Below are 17971 nucleotides of genomic sequence, written 5' to 3'. Positions count from 1 at the left end.
GTCGTGTCTAAAGAAAAATTTGAACGTAACAAACCCCATGTAAACGTCGGTACTATCGGCCACGTTGACCATGGTAAAACTACCCTGACTGCAGCAATCACTACCGTACTGGCTAAAACCTACGGCGGTAGCGCTCGTGCTTTCGATCAGATCGATAACGCACCAGAAGAAAAAGCTCGTGGTATCACCATCAACACTTCTCACGTTGAATATGACACCCCGACTCGTCACTATGCGCACGTTGACTGCCCAGGACACGCCGACTACGTTAAAAACATGATCACCGGTGCTGCTCAGATGGACGGCGCGATCTTGGTTGTTGCTGCAACTGACGGTCCTATGCCACAGACTCGTGAACACATCCTGTTGGGTCGCCAGGTTGGCGTTCCATACATGATCGTATTCATGAACAAATGTGACATGGTTGACGACGAAGAGCTGCTGGAACTGGTAGAAATGGAAGTTCGTGAACTTCTTTCTGCTTACGATTTCCCAGGCGACGACATTCCAGTAATCAAGGGCTCAGCTCTGAAAGCACTGGAAGGCGTTCCTGAGTGGGAAGCAAAAATTATCGAACTGGCTGAAGCATTGGATACTTATATTCCACTGCCAGAACGTGCTATCGATAAGCCATTCTTGCTGCCAATCGAAGACGTATTCTCTATCTCAGGCCGTGGTACTGTTGTAACTGGTCGTGTAGAGCGCGGTATCGTTAAAGTTGGTGAAGAAGTAGAGATCGTTGGTATCAAAGATACTGTTAAATCTACTTGTACTGGCGTTGAAATGTTCCGCAAACTGCTGGACGAAGGCCGTGCTGGTGAGAACGTTGGTGTTCTTCTGCGTGGTATCAAACGTGAAGATATCGAACGTGGTCAGGTTCTGGCTAAACCAGGTTCTATCAAACCACACACTACCTTTGATTCAGAAGTTTATATTCTGAGCAAAGATGAAGGCGGCCGTCATACTCCGTTCTTCAAAGGCTACCGTCCTCAGTTCTACTTCCGTACAACTGACGTAACCGGTACCATCGAACTGCCAGAAGGCGTTGAAATGGTAATGCCTGGTGATAACGTGAACATGGTTGTTACCTTGATTCACCCAATCGCAATGGACGACGGTCTGCGTTTCGCAATCCGTGAAGGCGGCCGTACTGTAGGCGCTGGTGTTGTTGCTAAAGTTATCGCTTAATTGTTTTACTGATTAATTATTTTATTGATCAAGTAACCAAGGGTGCTTCGGCACCCTTTTTTATTGATAAAGTGAATAATCTTAATTGAAATAACACGCATTCTTATTTACACTTGAGAGATTGGTTAAGAAGTGAGTCTCTCTATGTATGTTTGTCTGTGTAATGCGGTATCTGACAAAGTTATCCGCAAAGCTGTACGTCAGCACCATCCACATACCATTAAACAACTGCGTCAATTGGTACCCATTGGTACAGACTGCGGTAAGTGCATCCGACAGGCCAGAGAGATACTGATCGAGGAACGCGCGAATATTCCAGAAATGAATGATGTTGCCTAATAGTTAGCAGGGAGAAGTATTCCCCACACTTTGCCATCTGGTACTACACTTTGTGTACTGGAAGCGGAGGGTATACTTATGAAAGGCGATAAAAAGATAATTGCACATCTCAATACACTACTCGGCAACGAGCTAGTTGCCATCAATCAATATTTTCTCCATGCCCGAATGTTTAAAAACTGGGGGCTGATGCGCCTTAATGATAAGGAGTATCACGAATCCATAGACGAAATGAAGCATGCCGATAAATACATCGAACGTATTTTATTCCTCGAAGGTATTCCTAACTTACAGGACTTGGGTAAGCTGAATATTGGCGAGGATGTTGAGGAAATACTGAAATCAGATTTAGCTCTCGAGCTCGCCGGGGCGAAGGATCTGCGTGAAGGTATTGCTTATGCTGATTCTATCCATGACTATGTTAGTCGCGATTTATTGAAAGAAATTCTTGCTGATGAAGAGGGCCATATTGACTGGCTCGAAACAGAACTGAGTCTGATTGAGCGTTTAGGTATACAAAACTACTCTCAGGCACAGTTGGCGAAAGACTAAATACTTGCAAGATAGCTTGTTTATTAACCATAAGATTACGCAGTCAAAAAGAGTGAGAATCCTTCTTGGACTCACTCTTTTTTTCATTCCTACCGCACAAATTAACCTTATATCCCCTTAATTAAATTATCTGGCAAGTTTTTGCATAGATTTCCAACACTGGCTTGCTTCCTGCTGGTATTTACGTATAATGCGCGGGCCTACCTAATCTTGGTAGGCCAGATTGAAACTAATCTGTCAGTCATAGCCTAGTGCTGTTACTGAACAATACTCCCGATATGGGGGTTATATGTTGAACGATTACACTCCCCCATCAATCGAAATGGGTGCGAGGAGTAATCATTTACGTTTATAAATAATTGGAGCTCTGGTCTCATGCAGAACCAAAGAATCCGTATCCGCCTGAAAGCGTTTGATCATCGTTTGATCGATCAATCAACTGCGGAAATCGTCGAGACTGCCAAGCGCACTGGTGCGCAGGTTCGCGGTCCGATCCCGCTGCCAACTCGCAAAGAGCGCTTTACCGTTCTGATCTCTCCGCACGTCAATAAAGATGCGCGCGATCAGTACGAGATTCGCACTCACAAGCGTCTGGTTGACATCGTTGAGCCAACCGAGAAAACCGTTGATGCTCTGATGCGTCTGGATCTGGCTGCTGGTGTAGACGTGCAGATCAGCCTGGGTTAATCAGGTCATTGAGCGATTGAGAGGTTGAAACAATGATTGGTTTAGTCGGTAAAAAAGTGGGTATGACGCGTATCTTCACTGAAGATGGCGTTTCAATCCCAGTAACTGTTATCGAAATTGAAGCGAACCGCGTAACTCAGGTCAAAAGCCTGGAGAACGACGGATACCGTGCTGTGCAAGTAACTACCGGTGCTAAAAAAGCTAACCGCGTTACTAAACCAGAAGCGGGTCATTTCGCTAAAGCTGGCGTAGAAGCTGGCCGTGGTCTGTGGGAATTCCGCCTTCCAGAAGGTCAAGAATTCACTGCTGGCCAAGAAATTAGCGTCGAAATCTTTGCAGACGTTAAGAAAGTCGACGTTACAGGTACGTCTAAAGGTAAAGGTTTTGCCGGTACTGTTAAGCGCTGGAACTTCCGTACCCAAGATGCTACCCATGGTAACTCCTTGTCTCACCGCGTTCCGGGTTCTATCGGTCAGAACCAGACTCCGGGCAAAGTGTTTAAAGGCAAGAAAATGGCAGGCCATATGGGTGATGAACGTGTAACTGTTCAAAGCCTGGATGTAGTACGTGTTGACGCTGAGCGCAACCTACTGCTGGTCAAGGGCGCTGTACCGGGAGCAACCGGTGGCAACCTGATCGTAAAACCGGCTGTCAAGGCGTAACGTCGAGGAGATAGGAATGGAATTGGTAATGAAAGACGCGCAAGGCGCGCTGACTGTTTCCGAAACTACCTTCGGGCGTGATTTCAATGAAGCGCTTGTACATCAGGTTGTTGTTGCTTACGCAGCAGGTGCCCGTCAAGGTACTCGTGCTCAGAAGACCCGTGCTGAAGTAACAGGTTCCGGTAAGAAACCGTGGCGCCAGAAAGGCACCGGCCGTGCGCGTGCAGGTTCTGTAAAGAGCCCAATCTGGCGTTCAGGTGGTGTGACCTTTGCTGCGAAGCCTCAGGATCACAGTCAGAAAGTAAATAAAAAGATGTACCGCGGCGCGCTGAAAAGCATTCTGTCCGAATTGGTACGTCAAGATCGTCTGATCATTGTCGAAAAGTTCTCTGTTGAAGCACCTAAAACTAAGTTGCTGGCGCAGAAACTGAAAGATATGGCTCTGGAAGATGTGCTGATCGTAACGGGTGAACTGGACGAGAACTTGTTCTTGGCAGCTCGCAACCTGTACAAGGTTGACGTTCGCGATGTAGCCGGTATCGACCCAGTTAGCCTGATCGCCTTCGATAAAGTGGTTATGACTGCTGATGCTGTGAAGCAAGTTGAGGAGATGCTGGCATGATTCGTGAAGAACGTCTGCTGAAAGTACTGCGCGCGCCGCATGTATCTGAAAAAGCGTCCGCTGCGATGGAAAAGAATAACACCATCGTTCTCAAAGTTGCCAAAGACGCGACCAAAGCAGAAATTAAAGCTGCAGTGCAGAAACTGTTTGAAGTCGAAGTCGAAGACGTTAACACCTTGCTGGTTAAAGGCAAGAGTAAGCGTCACGGTCAGCGTGTTGGTCGTCGTAGCGACTGGAAAAAAGCTTACGTCACCCTGAAAGAAGGCCAGAATCTGGACTTCATCGGCGGCGCAGAGTAAGTCGGAGGAGTAAAACAATGGCAATTGTTAAATGTAAACCTACATCTCCGGGTCGTCGCCACGTTGTTAAGGTGGTTAACCAGGAGTTGCATAAGGGTAAGCCTTATGCCCCGTTGCTTGAGAAATTAAGCAAAAGCGGTGGCCGTAACAACAATGGCCGTATCACTACCCGTCATATCGGTGGTGGCCACAAGCAACATTATCGTCTGGTTGACTTCAAACGCAACAAAGATGGTATCCCTGCAGTGGTTGAGCGTCTGGAGTACGATCCGAACCGTTCCGCGAATATCGCGCTGGTTCTGTACAAAGACGGCGAACGCCGTTATATCCTGGCGCCAAAAGGCCTGAAAGCTGGTGACCAGATTCAATCTGGCGTTGATGCGGCAATTAAAGCAGGTAACACCCTGCCTATGCGTAACATCCCAGTTGGTTCAACGGTTCATAACGTAGAAATGAAACCAGGTAAAGGCGGCCAATTGGCTCGTTCTGCTGGTGCATACGTTCAGATCGTTGCTCGTGACGGTTCCTACGTTACTCTGCGTCTGCGCTCCGGCGAAATGCGCAAGGTTCAAGCTGATTGCCGCGCCACCTTAGGTGAAGTCGGTAATGCTGAACACATGCTGCGTGTGCTGGGTAAAGCAGGTGCTAGTCGTTGGCGTGGTATTCGTCCTACCGTTCGCGGTACGGCGATGAACCCGGTAGATCACCCACACGGTGGTGGTGAAGGTCGTAACTTTGGTAAGCACCCGGTAACTCCGTGGGGCGTTCAAACCAAAGGTAAGAAGACCCGTAGCAACAAGCGTACTGATAAGTTCATCGTACGTCGCCGTAGTAAAAAATAATTAGAGGATAAGCCATGCCACGTTCTCTCAAGAAAGGTCCCTTCATTGACCTGCACTTGCTGAAGAAGGTAGAGAAAGCGGTGGAAAGCGGAGACAAGAAGCCAATTCGGACTTGGTCCCGTCGTTCAACGGTCTTTCCAAATATGATCGGTTTGACCATCGCTGTCCATAATGGTCGTCAGCACGTTCCCGTTTTTGTAGCCGATGAAATGGTCGGTCACAAACTGGGTGAATTCGCGCCGACCCGTACTTATCGCGGCCATGCGGCCGATAAAAAGGCTAAAAAGCGCTAAGGTAGGAGGAAGAGATGGAAACTATCGCTAAACATCGCCACGCTCGTTCTTCTGCTCAGAAGGTTCGCTTGGTAGCGGACCTGATTCGCGGTAAGAAAGTGTCGCAAGCTCTGGAAACTCTGGCCTATACCAACAAGAAAGCTGCTGGTTTGGTTAAGAAGGTACTAGAGTCTGCCATTGCTAACGCAGAACACAACGATGGCGCTGACATCGATGATCTGAAAGTCACGAAGATCTTCGTAGACGAAGGCCCTAGCATGAAGCGCATTATGCCGCGTGCAAAAGGTCGTGCAGATCGCATCCTGAAGCGCACCAGCCACATTACTGTGGTTGTGTCCGATCGCTGAGACTCTGGAGACTAGCAATGGGTCAGAAAGTACATCCTAATGGTATTCGACTAGGTATTGTCAAAGCTTGGAACTCTACCTGGTACGCAAATACCAAAGAATTCGCTGACAACCTGGACAGCGACTTTAAAGTTCGCCAATTCCTGACTAAGGAATTAGCGAAAGCTTCCGTTTCTCGCATCGTTATCGAGCGTCCAGCGAAGAGCATCCGTGTGACTATTCACACCGCTCGTCCTGGCATCGTTATCGGCAAGAAAGGTGAAGATGTCGAAAAACTGCGTAAGGTCGTAGCGGATATCGCTGGCGTTCCTGCACAGATTAACATCGCCGAAGTCCGTAAACCGGAACTGGACGCAAAATTGGTTGCTGACAGCATCACTTCACAGCTGGAACGTCGCGTTATGTTCCGTCGTGCTATGAAGCGTGCTGTACAGAACGCAATGCGTCTTGGCGCTAAAGGTATCAAAGTTGAAGTAAGCGGCCGCCTTGGCGGTGCTGAAATCGCGCGTACCGAATGGTACCGTGAAGGTCGTGTTCCGTTGCATACATTGCGTGCGGATATCGATTACAACACATCTGAAGCGCACACCACTTACGGTGTAATCGGCGTTAAGGTATGGATCTTCAAAGGTGAGATCTTGGGTGGTATGGCTGCTGTTGAACAACCGGAACCGGCTGCTCAACCTAAAAAGCAGCAGCGTAAAGGCCGCAAGTAAGGAGAATCGCTGATGTTACAACCAAAGCGTACAAAATTCCGTAAGATGCACAAAGGCCGTAACCGTGGCCTTGCGCAAGGTACGGATGTTAGCTTCGGTGAGTTCGGCCTGAAAGCTTGTGGCCGTTGCCGCCTGACGGCTCGTCAAATCGAAGCAGCCCGTCGTGCGATGACACGTGCAATTAAGCGTCAAGGTAAGGTCTGGATCCGTGTTTTCCCGGACAAGCCGATCACCGAGAAGCCGCTCGAAGTGCGTATGGGTAAAGGTAAGGGTAACGTAGAGTATTGGGTTGCCCTGATCCAGCCAGGAAAAATGTTGTTTGAAATGGCTGGTGTACCGGAAGAAACTGCTCGCGAAGCATTTAAGCTCGCAGCAGCGAAACTGCCTGTAGGAACCACCTTTGTAACTAAGACGGTGATGTGATGAAAGCACAAGAGCTGCGTGAAAAAAGCGTTGAAGAGCTGAACACTGAGCTGCTCAACCTGCTGCGTGAGCAATTCAATTTGCGCATGCAGGCGGCTAGTGGCCAGCTGCAACAAACTCACCTGTCGAAACAAGTGCGCCGTAATATCGCACGTGTTAAGACTTTACTGACTGAGAAGGCGGGTGCGTAATGACTGAGCAAATCCGTACTCTGCAAGGTCGCGTAGTTAGTGACAAAATGGAGAAATCCATGGTTGTTGCTATCGAACGTGTGGTGAAACACCCTATTTACGGGAAATTCATCCGTCGTACGACGAAATTGCATGTACATGACGAGAACAATGAATGTGGAATCGGTGACGTGGTAGAAATCCGCGAATGCCGTCCACTGTCAAAGACTAAGTCTTGGACGCTTGTTCGCGTTGTAGAGAAAGCGATTCTGTAATAGAGTAGCCAACTCGAACATAATAAACGGCTCAGAAAGTGGGCCGTTTATTTTTTCTACCCATAATTTGGAAGCGGTGTTATAATGCTGCGCCCTCATTAATGGGGCTTTTAAACGACCTATTCTGGGTCCTAAAGTAGTAGTTGACATTAGCGGAGCACTAACATGATCCAAGAACAGACTATGCTGAACGTGGCCGACAACTCCGGTGCACGTCGCGTAATGTGTATCAAGGTTCTAGGTGGCTCGCACCGTCGCTACGCAGGCATCGGCGACATCATCAAGATCACCATCAAGGAAGCAATTCCTCGTGGCAAGGTGAAGAAAGGCGATGTTCTGAAGGCGGTAGTGGTGCGCACCAAGAAGGGTGTACGTCGCCCGGACGGTTCTGTCATTCGCTTCGATGGTAACGCTTGTGTTATTTTAAATAATAACAGCGAGCAGCCAATCGGCACGCGTATTTTTGGGCCGGTAACTCGTGAACTGCGTAATGAGAAGTTCATGAAAATTATCTCTCTGGCACCAGAAGTACTCTAAGGAGCGAACCATGGCAGCGAAAATCCGTCGTGATGACGAAGTTATCGTGCTAACCGGGAAAGACAAAGGTAAGCGCGGTAAAGTAAAGAATGTCCTGTCTGCTGGTAAGGTCATTGTTGAAGGTATCAACCTGGTTAAAAAACATCAGAAGCCGGTTCCGGCCCTGAACCAACCAGGTGGCATTGTTGAAAAAGAAGCTGCAATTCAAGTTTCCAACCTTGCGCTGTTCAACACGACAACCGGTAAGGCTGACCGTGTAGGCTTTAGATTCGAAGACGGCAAAAAAGTCCGTTTCTTTAAATCTAATAGCGAAACTATCAAGTAATTTGGAGTAATACGATGGCGAAACTGCATGATTACTACAAAGACGAGGTGGTCAAACAACTGATGTCTCAGTTTGGCTACAACTCTGTCATGCAAGTCCCTCGGGTCGAGAAGATCACCCTGAACATGGGTGTTGGTGAAGCGATCGCTGACAAGAAACTGCTGGACAATGCAGCAGCTGACTTGGCAGCAATCTCCGGTCAAAAGCCGTTTATCACCAAAGCACGCAAATCTGTTGCAGGCTTCAAAATCCGTCAGGGCTATCCGATCGGCTGTAAAGTAACCCTGCGTGGCGAACGCATGTGGGAATTCTTTGAGCGTCTGATTACCATTGCTGTACCTCGTATCCGTGACTTCCGTGGCTTGTCCGCTAAGTCATTCGATGGTCGTGGTAACTACAGCATGGGTGTGCGCGAGCAGATCATCTTCCCGGAAATCGACTACGATAAAGTCGATCGTGTACGTGGTTTGGATATTACCATTACCACTACTGCGAAATCCGATGATGAAGGCCGTGCATTGTTGGCTGCTTTTAAATTCCCATTCCGCAAGTAAGGTAGGGTTACTGATGGCTAAGCAATCAATGAAAGCACGCGAAGTTGTTCGCGTGAAACTAGCTAACAAATACCGCGCTCAACGCGAGGAATTAAAAGCTATTATCTCTGGTGTGAACTCATCCGACGAAGACCGTTGGAATGCTGTTCTGAAGCTGCAGTCTCTGCCGCGTGATTCCAGCCCGTCCCGTCAGCGTAACCGCTGCAACCAAACTGGTCGTCCGCATGGTTTCCTGCGGAAGTTCGGGTTGAGCCGTATTAAAGTCCGTGAAACCGCAATGCGCGGTGAAATCCCGGGCCTTAAGAAGGCTAGCTGGTAATTGTCACCAATTGAATCACGGGAGTAAAGACAGATGAGCATGCAAGATCCGATCGCGGATATGCTGACCCGTATCCGTAACGGTCAATCCGCAAACAAAGTCGCGGTCACCATGCCTTCCTCCAAGCTGAAAGTGGCAATTGCCAACGTTCTGAAGGAAGAAGGTTTTATTGAAGATTTTAAAATCGAAGGCGACACCAAGCCTGTTCTGGAATTAGCTCTTAAGTATTTCCAGGGTAAGGCAGTGGTAGAAAGCATTCAACGTATCAGCCGTCCAGGTCTGCGCATCTATAAGAAAAAAGATGAGCTGCCAAAAGTTATGGCCGGTTTGGGTATCGCTGTTATTTCTACCTCTAAAGGTGTTATGACCGATCGTGCAGCTCGCCAAGCTGGTCTTGGTGGCGAGATTATCTGCTACGTAGCTTAATTCGGGAGGAAAGAATGTCTCGTGTTGCAAAAGCACCCGTCGTCATTCCTGCCGGCGTAGAGGTAAAACTCAACGGTCAGGTTATTTCGATAAAGGGTAAGAACGGCGAGCTGACTCGTACCGTCCATAGCGCTGTTGAAGTTAAGCAAGAAGAAAATACACTGACTTTCGCTCCACGCGAAGGCGCTGTAGACGGTTGGGCCCAAGCGGGTACCACTCGTGCACTGCTTAACGCAATGGTCGTTGGTGTTACCGAAGGCTTCACTAAGAAGCTTCAATTGGTAGGTGTAGGTTACCGTGCCGCAGTTAAAGGCAACGTGGTGAATTTAGCTTTAGGCTTCTCTCACCCAGTTGACCATGAATTGCCGGCTGGCATCACTGCAGAATGCCCGACCCAAACTGAAATCGTGCTGAAAGGCGCTGATAAGCAGGTGATTGGTCAGGTTGCAGCAGATTTACGTGCCTACCGTCGTCCTGAGCCTTATAAAGGCAAGGGTGTCCGTTACGCCGACGAAGTCGTGCGTACCAAAGAGGCTAAGAAGAAGTAAGGTAACACTATGGATAAGAAAGCAGCTCGTATCCGTCGTGCGACCCGCGCACGCCGCAAGCTCAAAGAACTGGGTGCGACTCGCCTGGTGGTACATCGTACCCCACGCCATATTTACGCGCAGGTTATTGCACCAAACGGTTCAGAAATTTTGGTAGCAGCTTCTACTGTAGAAAAAGCTATCAATGAGCAATTGAAGTACGCCGGCAACAAAGATGCCGCCGCAGCTGTAGGTAAAGCTGTTGCAGAGCGCGCATTGGAAAAAGGGATCACGAAAGTATCCTTTGACCGTTCCGGTTTCCAATATCATGGTCGAGTCCAGGCACTGGCAGATGCTGCCCGTGAAGCTGGCCTTCAGTTCTAAGGTAGAGGTGTAAGATGTCACACATCGAAAAACAAGCTGGCGAACTGCAGGAAAAGCTGATCGCGGTAAACCGCGTATCTAAAACCGTAAAAGGTGGCCGTATTTTCAGCTTTACCGCACTGACAGTAGTTGGTGATGGTAACGGTCGCGTTGGTTTTGGCTACGGCAAAGCACGCGAAGTTCCGGCAGCGATCCAGAAAGCGATGGAAAAAGCCCGTCGCGCTATGATTAATGTTGCTTTGGATAACGGTACTCTGCAGCACCCAGTTAAAGGTGCTCACACAGGTTCTCGTGTATTCATGCAACCAGCTTCTGAAGGTACCGGTATCATCGCCGGTGGTGCAATGCGCGCCGTCTTGGAAGTTGCAGGGGTTCATAACGTATTGGCCAAGGCCTATGGTTCTACTAACCCGATCAACGTGGTTCGTGCAACTATTGCAGCTCTGGAAGATATGAAATCCCCAGAAATGGTCGCTGCCAAGCGTGGTAAGTCCGTCGAAGAAATTCTAGGGAAATAACCATGGCAAAGACTATTAAAGTAACTCAAACAAAAAGCAGTATCGGTCGTTTGCCGAAACATAAGGCAACTCTGATCGGTTTAGGTCTGCGTCGTATTGGTCATACTGTAGAGCGTGAGGATACTCCCGCTGTGCGTGGTATGGTCAACTTGGTTTCCTACATGGTTAAAGTTGAGGAGTAACAGATGCGTTTAAATACTCTGTCTCCGGCTGAAGGTGCCAAGCATGCGCCGAAGCGTGTAGGTCGTGGTATCGGTTCTGGCCTGGGTAAAACTGCTGGTCGTGGTCACAAAGGTCAGAACTCACGTTCTGGTGGTGGCGTACGTCGTGGTTTTGAAGGTGGTCAGATGCCTTTATATCGTCGTTTGCCGAAATTCGGCTTCACCTCTCGCAAAGCTATGATCACGGCAGAAGTTCGTCTGTCTGAACTGGCTTTAGTGGAAGGCGACGTAATCGACCTGAACACGTTGAAAGCCGCTAACGTTGTTGGTACCCAGATTGAGTTCGCGAAAGTTATGCTTTCAGGCGAAATCACTCGTGCGGTAACTCTTCGTGGTCTGCGTGTCACCAAAGGCGCTCGTGCTGCTATCGAAGCTGCTGGCGGTAAAATTGAGGAATAAGTAGCAGATGGCTAAGCAACCAGGATTAGATTTTCAAAGTGCTAAAGGCGGATTAGGCGAACTGAAGCGCAGACTTTTGTTTGTTATCGGTGCGCTTATTGTTTTCCGTATCGGCTCTTTTATTCCGATTCCTGGTATCGATGCCACTGTGCTTGCTAAATTGCTCGAGCAGCAGAGAGGGACCATCATTGAAATGTTTAACATGTTCTCTGGTGGTGCTCTCAGTCGTGCTTCTATCTTTGCCTTGGGTATCATGCCGTATATTTCGGCATCGATTATTATCCAACTGTTAACGGTGGTTCATCCAGCGTTAGCAGAGATAAAGAAAGAAGGGGAGGCTGGCCGTCGTAAGATTAGCCAGTACACCCGTTATGGCACGTTGGTATTGGCTATATTCCAATCGATCGGTATTGCTACCGGTCTGCCGAATATGCCTGGGATGCAAGGTCTGGTAATCAATCCAGGCTTTGCTTTCTACTTTACCGCTGTTGTTAGCTTGGTCACCGGGACTATGTTCCTGATGTGGCTGGGCGAACAGATTACTGAGCGTGGTATCGGTAACGGTATTTCAATCATAATCTTTGCTGGTATTGTTGCTGGTCTTCCACCTGCAATAGCCCATACCATCGAGCAAGCTCGGCAAGGCGACCTGCACTTCCTCCTGTTGCTGTTGGTTGCAGTATTAGTGTTTGCAGTAACCTTCTTCGTTGTTTTCATTGAACGTGGTCAGCGTCGTATCGTCGTTAACTATGCTAAACGTCAACAAGGTCGTCGTGTTTATGCAGCACAGAGCACACACTTACCGTTGAAAGTGAATATGGCCGGGGTTATCCCAGCAATCTTCGCTTCCAGCATAATTCTGTTCCCTGCCACGATTGCATCATGGTTTGGGGGTGGGACAGGTTGGAACTGGCTGACGACTATTTCGATGTATTTGCAGCCGGGACAGCCGCTTTATGTGTTACTCTATGCGTCTGCAATCATCTTCTTCTGTTTCTTCTACACGGCGTTAGTGTTTAACCCGCGTGAAACAGCAGATAACCTGAAGAAGTCCGGTGCATTCGTGCCAGGAATTCGTCCGGGAGAGCAAACGGCGAAGTACATCGATAAAGTAATGACGCGTCTAACCTTAATTGGTGCGATGTATATTACTTTCATCTGCCTGATCCCGGAGTTCATGCGTGACGCGATGAAAGTACCATTTTACTTTGGTGGTACCTCCCTACTTATCGTAGTGGTGGTCATCATGGACTTTATGGCTCAAGTGCAAACTCTGATGATGTCTAGTCAATACGAGTCTGCATTGAAGAAAGCAAACCTGAAAGGCTATAACCGCTAATTCAGGGATGTTTGAGAAGTTACGGAGAGTAAAAATGAAAGTTCGTGCTTCCGTCAAGAAATTATGTCGTAACTGCAAAATTGTTAAGCGTAACGGTGTCGTTCGCGTAATCTGCAGTGCCGAACCAAAGCATAAACAGCGTCAAGGCTGATTTATCTTGCATATTTTTCTTGCAAAGTTGGGTTGAGCTGGCTAGATTAGCCAGCCAATCTTTTGTATGTGACTGCAATACTATTTGAGTATCCTGAAAACGGGCTTTTCAGAATGGTATTGCTGTATAAAATAGTAGGAGTGCATAGTGGCCCGTATAGCAGGCATTAACATTCCTGATCAGAAACATACCGTAATCGCGTTAACTGCGATCTACGGCATCGGTAAAACCCGTTCACAGGCTATCTGTGTTGCTGCGGGTATTGCTGAAAATGTTAAGATCAGTGAGCTGTCTGAAGAGCAAATCGAGAAGCTGCGTGACGAAGTTGCCAAGTACGTTGTAGAAGGTGATCTGCGTCGTGAGGTGACCCTGAGCATCAAGCGTCTGATGGACCTTGGGACTTATCGTGGTTTGCGTCATCGTCGTGGTCTACCAGTTCGCGGTCAGCGTACTAAGACCAACGCACGTACCCGTAAGGGTCCGCGTAAACCGATCAAGAAATAATCGGGGTGATTGAATAATGGCAAAGGCACCTATTCGTGCACGCAAGCGTGTAAGAAAGACAGTCTCTGACGGTGTGGCTCATATCCATGCTTCTTTCAACAACACCATCGTTACTATTACAGATCGTCAAGGTAACGCATTGGGTTGGGCAACAGCAGGTGGTTCCGGTTTCCGTGGATCTCGTAAGTCTACTCCGTTTGCAGCGCAAGTTGCAGCAGAGCGCTGCGCTGACGCAGTGAAAGAATACGGTATCAAGAATCTGGAAGTTATGGTTAAAGGACCTGGTCCGGGCCGTGAGTCTACTATCCGTGCGTTAAACGCGGCTGGTTTCCGCATCACTAATATTACTGATGTGACTCCGATCCCTCATAACGGTTGTCGTCCGCCGAAAAAGCGCCGCGTATAACGCTGCTTTTAGGTTTGTTGGAGAGAGAAAATGGCAAGATATTTGGGTCCTAAGCTCAAGCTGAGCCGTCGTGAGGGCACAGACCTGTTCCTTAAGTCTGGCGTTCGCGCGATTGACACCAAGTGTAAGATTGAACAACCACCTGGCCAGCACGGTGCGCGTAAACCGCGTCTGTCTGACTACGGTGTGCAGTTACGTGAGAAACAAAAAGTTCGCCGTATCTATGGTGTTCTAGAACGTCAATTCCGTAACTACTATAAAGAAGCAGCACGTCTGAAAGGCAACACAGGTGCAAACCTGTTGCAACTGCTGGAAGGTCGTCTGGATAACGTAGTTTACCGTATGGGCTTTGGCGCAACTCGTGCTGAATCACGTCAGCTGGTTAGTCATAAAGCTATCATGGTAAATGGTCGCGTTGTTAACATCGCTTCTTATCAGGTATCTCCGAATGACGTAGTCAGCATCCGTGAGAAAGCTAAAAAGCAGTCTCGTGTTAAGGCAGCTTTGGAGCTGGCTGAGCAGCGTGAAAAGCCGACTTGGCTGGAAGTTGATGCTGTCAAGATGGAAGGTGTGTTCAAACGTATTCCTGAACGTACTGATCTGTCTGCGGACATTAACGAACACCTGATCGTCGAGCTTTACTCCAAGTAAAGCTTAGTACCAAAGAGAGGACACAATGCAGGGTTCTGTGACAGAGTTTCTAAAACCGCGCCTGGTAGATATCGAGCAAGTCAGTTCGACGCACGCCAAGGTGACCCTTGAGCCGTTAGAGCGTGGCTTTGGCCATACTCTCGGCAACGCACTGCGCCGTATTCTGCTTTCATCTATGCCGGGTTGCGCGGTGACCGAGGTTGAGATTGATGGTGTACTGCATGAGTACAGCACCAAAGAAGGCGTACAGGAAGATATCCTGGAGATCCTGCTCAACCTGAAAGGGCTGGCGGTGAGAGTTCAGGGTAAAGATGAAGTTATTCTTACCCTGAATAAGTCTGGCATTGGCCCTGTGACTGCAGCCGATATCACCCATGACGGGGATGTCGAAATCGTCAAGCCGCAGCACGTTATCTGCCACCTGACCGATGAGAACGCATCTATTAGTATGCGTATCAAAGTTCAACGTGGTCGTGGTTATGTGCCGGCTTCTGCCCGAATTCATTCGGAAGAAGATGAGCGCCCGATTGGTCGTCTGTTAGTAGACGCATGCTATAGCCCTGTAGAGCGTATTGCCTACAATGTTGAAGCAGCGCGTGTAGAACAGCGTACCGACCTGGACAAGTTGGTTATCGAGATGGAAACCAATGGTACGATCGATCCTGAAGAGGCGATCCGCCGTGCGGCAACTATCTTGGCTGAACAGCTTGAAGCTTTCGTTGATTTACGAGATGTACGTCAGCCGGAAGTTAAAGAAGAGAAGCCAGAGTTCGATCCGATCCTGCTGCGCCCTGTTGACGATCTGGAATTGACTGTCCGCTCTGCTAACTGCCTCAAGGCAGAAGCTATCCACTACATCGGTGATCTGGTACAGCGTACCGAGGTTGAGTTGCTGAAAACGCCGAACCTGGGTAAAAAATCTCTTACTGAGATTAAAGACGTGCTTGCTTCACGTGGTCTTTCTTTAGGCATGCGCCTAGAAAATTGGCCGCCAGCTAGCATTGCTGACGAGTAACCGGATCACAGGTTAAGGTTTTACTGAGAAGGATAAGGTCATGCGCCATCGTAAGAGTGGTCGTCAACTGAACCGTAACAGCAGCCATCGCCAGGCTATGTTCCGTAACATGGCCGGCTCTTTGGTTCGTCATGAGATAATCAAGACGACCCTGCCGAAAGCGAAAGAGCTGCGTCGCGTTGTTGAGCCGCTGATTACTCTTGCCAAGACCGACAGCGTAGCTAATCGTCGTCTGGCATTCGCCCGTACTCGTGATAACGAGATCGTGGCAAAACTGTTTAACGAGCTAGGCCCGCGTTTCGCGAGCCGCGCCGGTGGTTACACTCGCATTCTGAAGTGTGGCTTCCGTGCAGGCGACAACGCACCGATGGCTTACATCGAGTTAGTTGATCGTGCTGCATCGCAAGCAGAAGTAGTTGCTGCAGAGTAATCTGTAAACGCGTAAAAAAACCGGGCTTGCCCGGTTTTTTTACGTCTACAATTCAGTGATATGCGTTTATCCTTCCCATATATTGTCAATCCTCTCTTATTATTTTGCTACCGATCCTTTAACCTTAACTATTCTTCGATTTTATAAAGTCTGATCTCCTGGTCGTGATATGGAATTAATTGATGAATGGGCGGAACGACGCATTATTGATGCTCAGCAAAAGGGCGAACTCGATAATCTGTCAGGCAGCGGTAAACCACTACAGCTAGATGATGACTCCCTAGTTCCTCTTGATTTGAGAGCAGGTTACAGATTACTGAGAAATGCAGGGTACCTCCCCGTTGAATTGCAGGATCGTCAAGAAGCACTTACTGTCGCCGAATTGTTGTCACAGATAGATAAGCAGCACGATAACTACCAGAATTTACATAAGCGCTTGGCATTATTAGAACTGAGATTGAGACAAGCAGGGTTTAGCACTGACTTTCTCCATCAGGAGTACCAACATAAAATGGTCGATAAACTGTCAAAAGAGGAGTAACTAAATGTTAAAAATTGGGCAACTCGCTAAACTGGCAGATGTTACACCAGATACTATTCGCTACTATGAGAAACAAGGAATGATGGATCATGGCAAACGGACAGAAGGCGGTTACCGACTGTATAGTGAACAAGATTTACAGCGTTTACGTTTTATCCGCTATGCGAAGCAGCTCGGGTTTACATTAGAAACTATCGCCGAATTACTGTCGATTCGTGTCGATCCTGAACATCATACCTGTCAGGAATCAAAAGCAATTGTGGATTCTCGATTACATGATGTGGAAAGTAAGATAACTGAGTTTAAAAGAATGCGTGAATCACTAAAACGCCTTAGTAATGCCTGCTGCGGAAGTACTCATGCAACGACTTATTGTTCTATTCTGGAAGCACTGGAACAAGGGGCGACTGAAGAACCAGCTAAAGACTAAATTTTAGGTGGGTAGTTTAAATCAGCTTACATTAGCAGTATTATGCGTAGGATTTTTAATCAATAAATTTATCAGTGAGGTTTTATTATGGCGGTATATCGACATACCAAGGGGAAAATTAAAGATAATGCGCTAGAGGCATTACTCCATGACCCACTTTTCAGGCAACGTATCGAGCAGAACAGTAAAGGAAAAGGAAGTTATCGGCGTAAAGAAAAATACGCAAAAGGTAGTAACTGGGAGGCCAGTGGTAAGCAATCAATAGATTCATTACCACTGGTCTTCTGATTTGAAAGCAGTAAGAAGCCATCATATGATGGCTTTTACGTTTATCAAAACTGAACTTACTTTGATTGCTGCGCTTTCAGTAAATCACGAATCTCGGCTAACAGCTTTTCTTCTGTTGTTGGTGCTGGCGGTGCTGCAGGCTCTTCCGCTTTTTCACGGCGCATTTTATTCATTAGCTTCACGGCGGAAAATATAGCGAGCGCCACAATAACAAAATCGAAAATGCTCTGAATGAATGTACCGTAGTTCATTACTACAGCAGGTATAGTCCCTTCAGCAGCACGTAATATGAAATGGAATTGCTTGAAATCGACCCCCCCAAGCAATAAGCCAAGTGGCGGCATGATGATGTCGGCGACAAGTGAAGAAACAATTCTGCCAAATGCGGCACCAATAATTACCCCGACTGCCAAATCGACCACATTGCCACGCATGGCAAATTCACGAAATTCCTTCATAAAACTCATAAATGACACCCCCTTTAAAAATGAATGACTTAATCTTAGCTAAATAAAACTCGATAGAACCATAATTATAGAAAATTTTCCCACTATCTACGGAAATAGTTTTAATTTATAAATGGGTTCGAAC

The 17971-nt window shown here is 47.8% G+C and carries 35 protein-coding genes; 34 read left to right on the top strand and 1 reads right to left on the bottom strand.

Annotated elements, in window-relative coordinates:
- Window positions 1-3 precede the first annotated feature (3 nt).
- The 34 genes from tuf (at window position 4) to V2A85_RS02800 (ending at window position 17380) form a co-directional block, all read left to right on the top strand.
- Window positions 4-1188 carry an elongation factor Tu gene (gene tuf, locus V2A85_RS02965; RefSeq protein WP_005186230.1) on the top strand — a complete coding sequence of 395 codons (1185 nt, stop codon included), beginning with the start codon at window positions 4-6 and terminating at the stop codon, window positions 1186-1188.
- A 144-nt stretch (window positions 1189-1332) separates the two neighbouring features.
- Window positions 1333-1527, top strand: a complete 195-nt coding sequence (gene bfd / locus V2A85_RS02960; RefSeq protein ID WP_005186233.1) for a bacterioferritin-associated ferredoxin — start codon at window positions 1333-1335, stop codon at window positions 1525-1527.
- A 78-nt stretch (window positions 1528-1605) separates the two neighbouring features.
- The gene (gene bfr, locus V2A85_RS02955) at window positions 1606-2079 is read left to right on the top strand and encodes a bacterioferritin (RefSeq protein WP_083161169.1); all 474 of its coding nucleotides are present in this window, start codon (window positions 1606-1608) and stop codon (window positions 2077-2079) included.
- Window positions 2080-2454: 375 nt separating this feature from the next.
- Window positions 2455-2766, top strand: coding sequence for a 30S ribosomal protein S10 (gene rpsJ / locus V2A85_RS02950; RefSeq protein ID WP_001181005.1), 312 nt, complete (start codon window positions 2455-2457; stop codon window positions 2764-2766).
- A gap of 32 nt (window positions 2767-2798) precedes the next feature.
- A complete protein-coding gene (gene rplC, locus V2A85_RS02945) occupies window positions 2799-3428 on the top strand; it encodes a 50S ribosomal protein L3 (RefSeq protein ID WP_002218932.1) in 630 nt (209 codons plus the stop codon).
- Window positions 3429-3444: 16 nt separating this feature from the next.
- Window positions 3445-4050 (top strand): 50S ribosomal protein L4, encoded by a 606-nt coding sequence (gene rplD / locus V2A85_RS02940; RefSeq protein WP_004702326.1) that lies wholly within the window; start codon window positions 3445-3447, stop codon window positions 4048-4050.
- Window positions 4047-4349, top strand: coding sequence for a 50S ribosomal protein L23 (gene rplW / locus V2A85_RS02935; RefSeq protein ID WP_005159841.1), 303 nt, complete (start codon window positions 4047-4049; stop codon window positions 4347-4349). The genes rplD and rplW overlap by 4 nt, the downstream gene beginning before the upstream one ends.
- Before the next feature lie 17 nt (window positions 4350-4366).
- The gene (rplB, locus tag V2A85_RS02930; protein WP_005186240.1) at window positions 4367-5191 is read left to right on the top strand and encodes a 50S ribosomal protein L2; all 825 of its coding nucleotides are present in this window, start codon (window positions 4367-4369) and stop codon (window positions 5189-5191) included.
- Between the two features lie 14 nt (window positions 5192-5205).
- Window positions 5206-5484, top strand: coding sequence for a 30S ribosomal protein S19 (gene rpsS, locus V2A85_RS02925; RefSeq protein ID WP_032818077.1), 279 nt, complete (start codon window positions 5206-5208; stop codon window positions 5482-5484).
- Between the two features lie 14 nt (window positions 5485-5498).
- Window positions 5499-5831, top strand: coding sequence for a 50S ribosomal protein L22 (rplV, locus tag V2A85_RS02920; RefSeq protein WP_004391423.1), 333 nt, complete (start codon window positions 5499-5501; stop codon window positions 5829-5831).
- Window positions 5832-5848: 17 nt separating this feature from the next.
- Window positions 5849-6547, top strand: coding sequence for a 30S ribosomal protein S3 (gene rpsC / locus V2A85_RS02915; protein ID WP_002221644.1), 699 nt, complete (start codon window positions 5849-5851; stop codon window positions 6545-6547).
- Window positions 6548-6559: 12 nt separating this feature from the next.
- The gene (rplP, locus tag V2A85_RS02910) at window positions 6560-6970 is read left to right on the top strand and encodes a 50S ribosomal protein L16 (RefSeq protein WP_038242806.1); all 411 of its coding nucleotides are present in this window, start codon (window positions 6560-6562) and stop codon (window positions 6968-6970) included.
- A complete protein-coding gene (gene rpmC, locus V2A85_RS02905; RefSeq protein ID WP_005159843.1) occupies window positions 6970-7161 on the top strand; it encodes a 50S ribosomal protein L29 in 192 nt (63 codons plus the stop codon). The genes rplP and rpmC overlap by 1 nt, the downstream gene beginning before the upstream one ends.
- Window positions 7161-7415, top strand: a complete 255-nt coding sequence (rpsQ, locus tag V2A85_RS02900; protein WP_032820219.1) for a 30S ribosomal protein S17 — start codon at window positions 7161-7163, stop codon at window positions 7413-7415. The genes rpmC and rpsQ overlap by 1 nt, the downstream gene beginning before the upstream one ends.
- Before the next feature lie 165 nt (window positions 7416-7580).
- Complete coding sequence (gene rplN / locus V2A85_RS02895; RefSeq protein ID WP_002213325.1) at window positions 7581-7952, top strand: 50S ribosomal protein L14; 372 nt, start codon at window positions 7581-7583, stop codon at window positions 7950-7952.
- A gap of 10 nt (window positions 7953-7962) precedes the next feature.
- Complete coding sequence (rplX, locus tag V2A85_RS02890) at window positions 7963-8277, top strand: 50S ribosomal protein L24 (protein ID WP_049612315.1); 315 nt, start codon at window positions 7963-7965, stop codon at window positions 8275-8277.
- Between the two features lie 14 nt (window positions 8278-8291).
- Window positions 8292-8831, top strand: a complete 540-nt coding sequence (rplE, locus tag V2A85_RS02885; RefSeq protein WP_004391419.1) for a 50S ribosomal protein L5 — start codon at window positions 8292-8294, stop codon at window positions 8829-8831.
- Window positions 8832-8844: 13 nt separating this feature from the next.
- Window positions 8845-9150, top strand: coding sequence for a 30S ribosomal protein S14 (gene rpsN, locus V2A85_RS02880; protein WP_004391418.1), 306 nt, complete (start codon window positions 8845-8847; stop codon window positions 9148-9150).
- Window positions 9151-9183: 33 nt separating this feature from the next.
- A complete protein-coding gene (gene rpsH / locus V2A85_RS02875) occupies window positions 9184-9576 on the top strand; it encodes a 30S ribosomal protein S8 (RefSeq protein ID WP_032820216.1) in 393 nt (130 codons plus the stop codon).
- Window positions 9577-9590: 14 nt separating this feature from the next.
- Window positions 9591-10124, top strand: a complete 534-nt coding sequence (gene rplF, locus V2A85_RS02870) for a 50S ribosomal protein L6 (protein WP_004391415.1) — start codon at window positions 9591-9593, stop codon at window positions 10122-10124.
- A gap of 9 nt (window positions 10125-10133) precedes the next feature.
- Window positions 10134-10487, top strand: a complete 354-nt coding sequence (rplR, locus tag V2A85_RS02865; RefSeq protein ID WP_004391413.1) for a 50S ribosomal protein L18 — start codon at window positions 10134-10136, stop codon at window positions 10485-10487.
- Window positions 10488-10501: 14 nt separating this feature from the next.
- Complete coding sequence (gene rpsE / locus V2A85_RS02860) at window positions 10502-11005, top strand: 30S ribosomal protein S5 (protein ID WP_004391412.1); 504 nt, start codon at window positions 10502-10504, stop codon at window positions 11003-11005.
- Between the two features lie 2 nt (window positions 11006-11007).
- Window positions 11008-11187, top strand: coding sequence for a 50S ribosomal protein L30 (gene rpmD / locus V2A85_RS02855; RefSeq protein WP_002213339.1), 180 nt, complete (start codon window positions 11008-11010; stop codon window positions 11185-11187).
- A 3-nt stretch (window positions 11188-11190) separates the two neighbouring features.
- Window positions 11191-11625, top strand: a complete 435-nt coding sequence (rplO, locus tag V2A85_RS02850; RefSeq protein ID WP_004391411.1) for a 50S ribosomal protein L15 — start codon at window positions 11191-11193, stop codon at window positions 11623-11625.
- Window positions 11626-11632: 7 nt separating this feature from the next.
- Window positions 11633-12964 carry a preprotein translocase subunit SecY gene (secY, locus tag V2A85_RS02845; protein ID WP_002213344.1) on the top strand — a complete coding sequence of 444 codons (1332 nt, stop codon included), beginning with the start codon at window positions 11633-11635 and terminating at the stop codon, window positions 12962-12964.
- 34 nt (window positions 12965-12998) lie between these two features.
- The gene (gene rpmJ / locus V2A85_RS02840; protein ID WP_002227352.1) at window positions 12999-13115 is read left to right on the top strand and encodes a 50S ribosomal protein L36; all 117 of its coding nucleotides are present in this window, start codon (window positions 12999-13001) and stop codon (window positions 13113-13115) included.
- Window positions 13116-13262: 147 nt separating this feature from the next.
- Entirely contained in the window at window positions 13263-13619 is a 357-nt protein-coding gene (rpsM, locus tag V2A85_RS02835) for a 30S ribosomal protein S13 (RefSeq protein WP_004702348.1), read from the top strand.
- A 16-nt stretch (window positions 13620-13635) separates the two neighbouring features.
- Window positions 13636-14025: a 30S ribosomal protein S11 gene (gene rpsK / locus V2A85_RS02830; RefSeq protein ID WP_004709234.1), complete on the top strand. Its 390-nt coding sequence runs from the start codon at window positions 13636-13638 to the stop codon at window positions 14023-14025.
- A 30-nt stretch (window positions 14026-14055) separates the two neighbouring features.
- On the top strand, window positions 14056-14676 hold the full coding sequence (rpsD, locus tag V2A85_RS02825; RefSeq protein ID WP_002218949.1) for a 30S ribosomal protein S4: 621 nt from the start codon (window positions 14056-14058) through the stop codon (window positions 14674-14676).
- Between the two features lie 25 nt (window positions 14677-14701).
- A complete protein-coding gene (locus tag V2A85_RS02820) occupies window positions 14702-15691 on the top strand; it encodes a DNA-directed RNA polymerase subunit alpha (protein ID WP_002438685.1) in 990 nt (329 codons plus the stop codon).
- Window positions 15692-15731: 40 nt separating this feature from the next.
- On the top strand, window positions 15732-16121 hold the full coding sequence (rplQ, locus tag V2A85_RS02815) for a 50S ribosomal protein L17 (protein WP_004391407.1): 390 nt from the start codon (window positions 15732-15734) through the stop codon (window positions 16119-16121).
- A gap of 169 nt (window positions 16122-16290) precedes the next feature.
- Complete coding sequence (locus tag V2A85_RS02810; protein WP_083161165.1) at window positions 16291-16662, top strand: DnaJ family domain-containing protein; 372 nt, start codon at window positions 16291-16293, stop codon at window positions 16660-16662.
- 4 nt (window positions 16663-16666) lie between these two features.
- Window positions 16667-17092, top strand: a complete 426-nt coding sequence (gene zntR / locus V2A85_RS02805; RefSeq protein ID WP_420070861.1) for a Zn(2+)-responsive transcriptional regulator — start codon at window positions 16667-16669, stop codon at window positions 17090-17092.
- An 87-nt stretch (window positions 17093-17179) separates the two neighbouring features.
- Window positions 17180-17380 carry an alternative ribosome-rescue factor A gene (locus V2A85_RS02800; protein WP_372560350.1) on the top strand — a complete coding sequence of 67 codons (201 nt, stop codon included), beginning with the start codon at window positions 17180-17182 and terminating at the stop codon, window positions 17378-17380.
- A 56-nt stretch (window positions 17381-17436) separates the two neighbouring features.
- Here V2A85_RS02800 and mscL read toward each other — a convergent pair whose 3' ends face one another.
- Window positions 17437-17847, bottom strand: coding sequence for a large-conductance mechanosensitive channel protein MscL (mscL, locus tag V2A85_RS02795; RefSeq protein WP_032906607.1), 411 nt, complete (start codon window positions 17845-17847; stop codon window positions 17437-17439).
- Between the last annotated feature and the right edge of the window lie 124 nt (window positions 17848-17971).

The organism is Yersinia sp. 1252 StPb PI, from assembly GCF_048593885.1.
Taxonomy (GTDB): domain Bacteria; phylum Pseudomonadota; class Gammaproteobacteria; order Enterobacterales; family Enterobacteriaceae; genus Yersinia; species Yersinia enterocolitica_E.
This window is presented reverse-complemented; position numbering and strand designations above follow the sequence as displayed.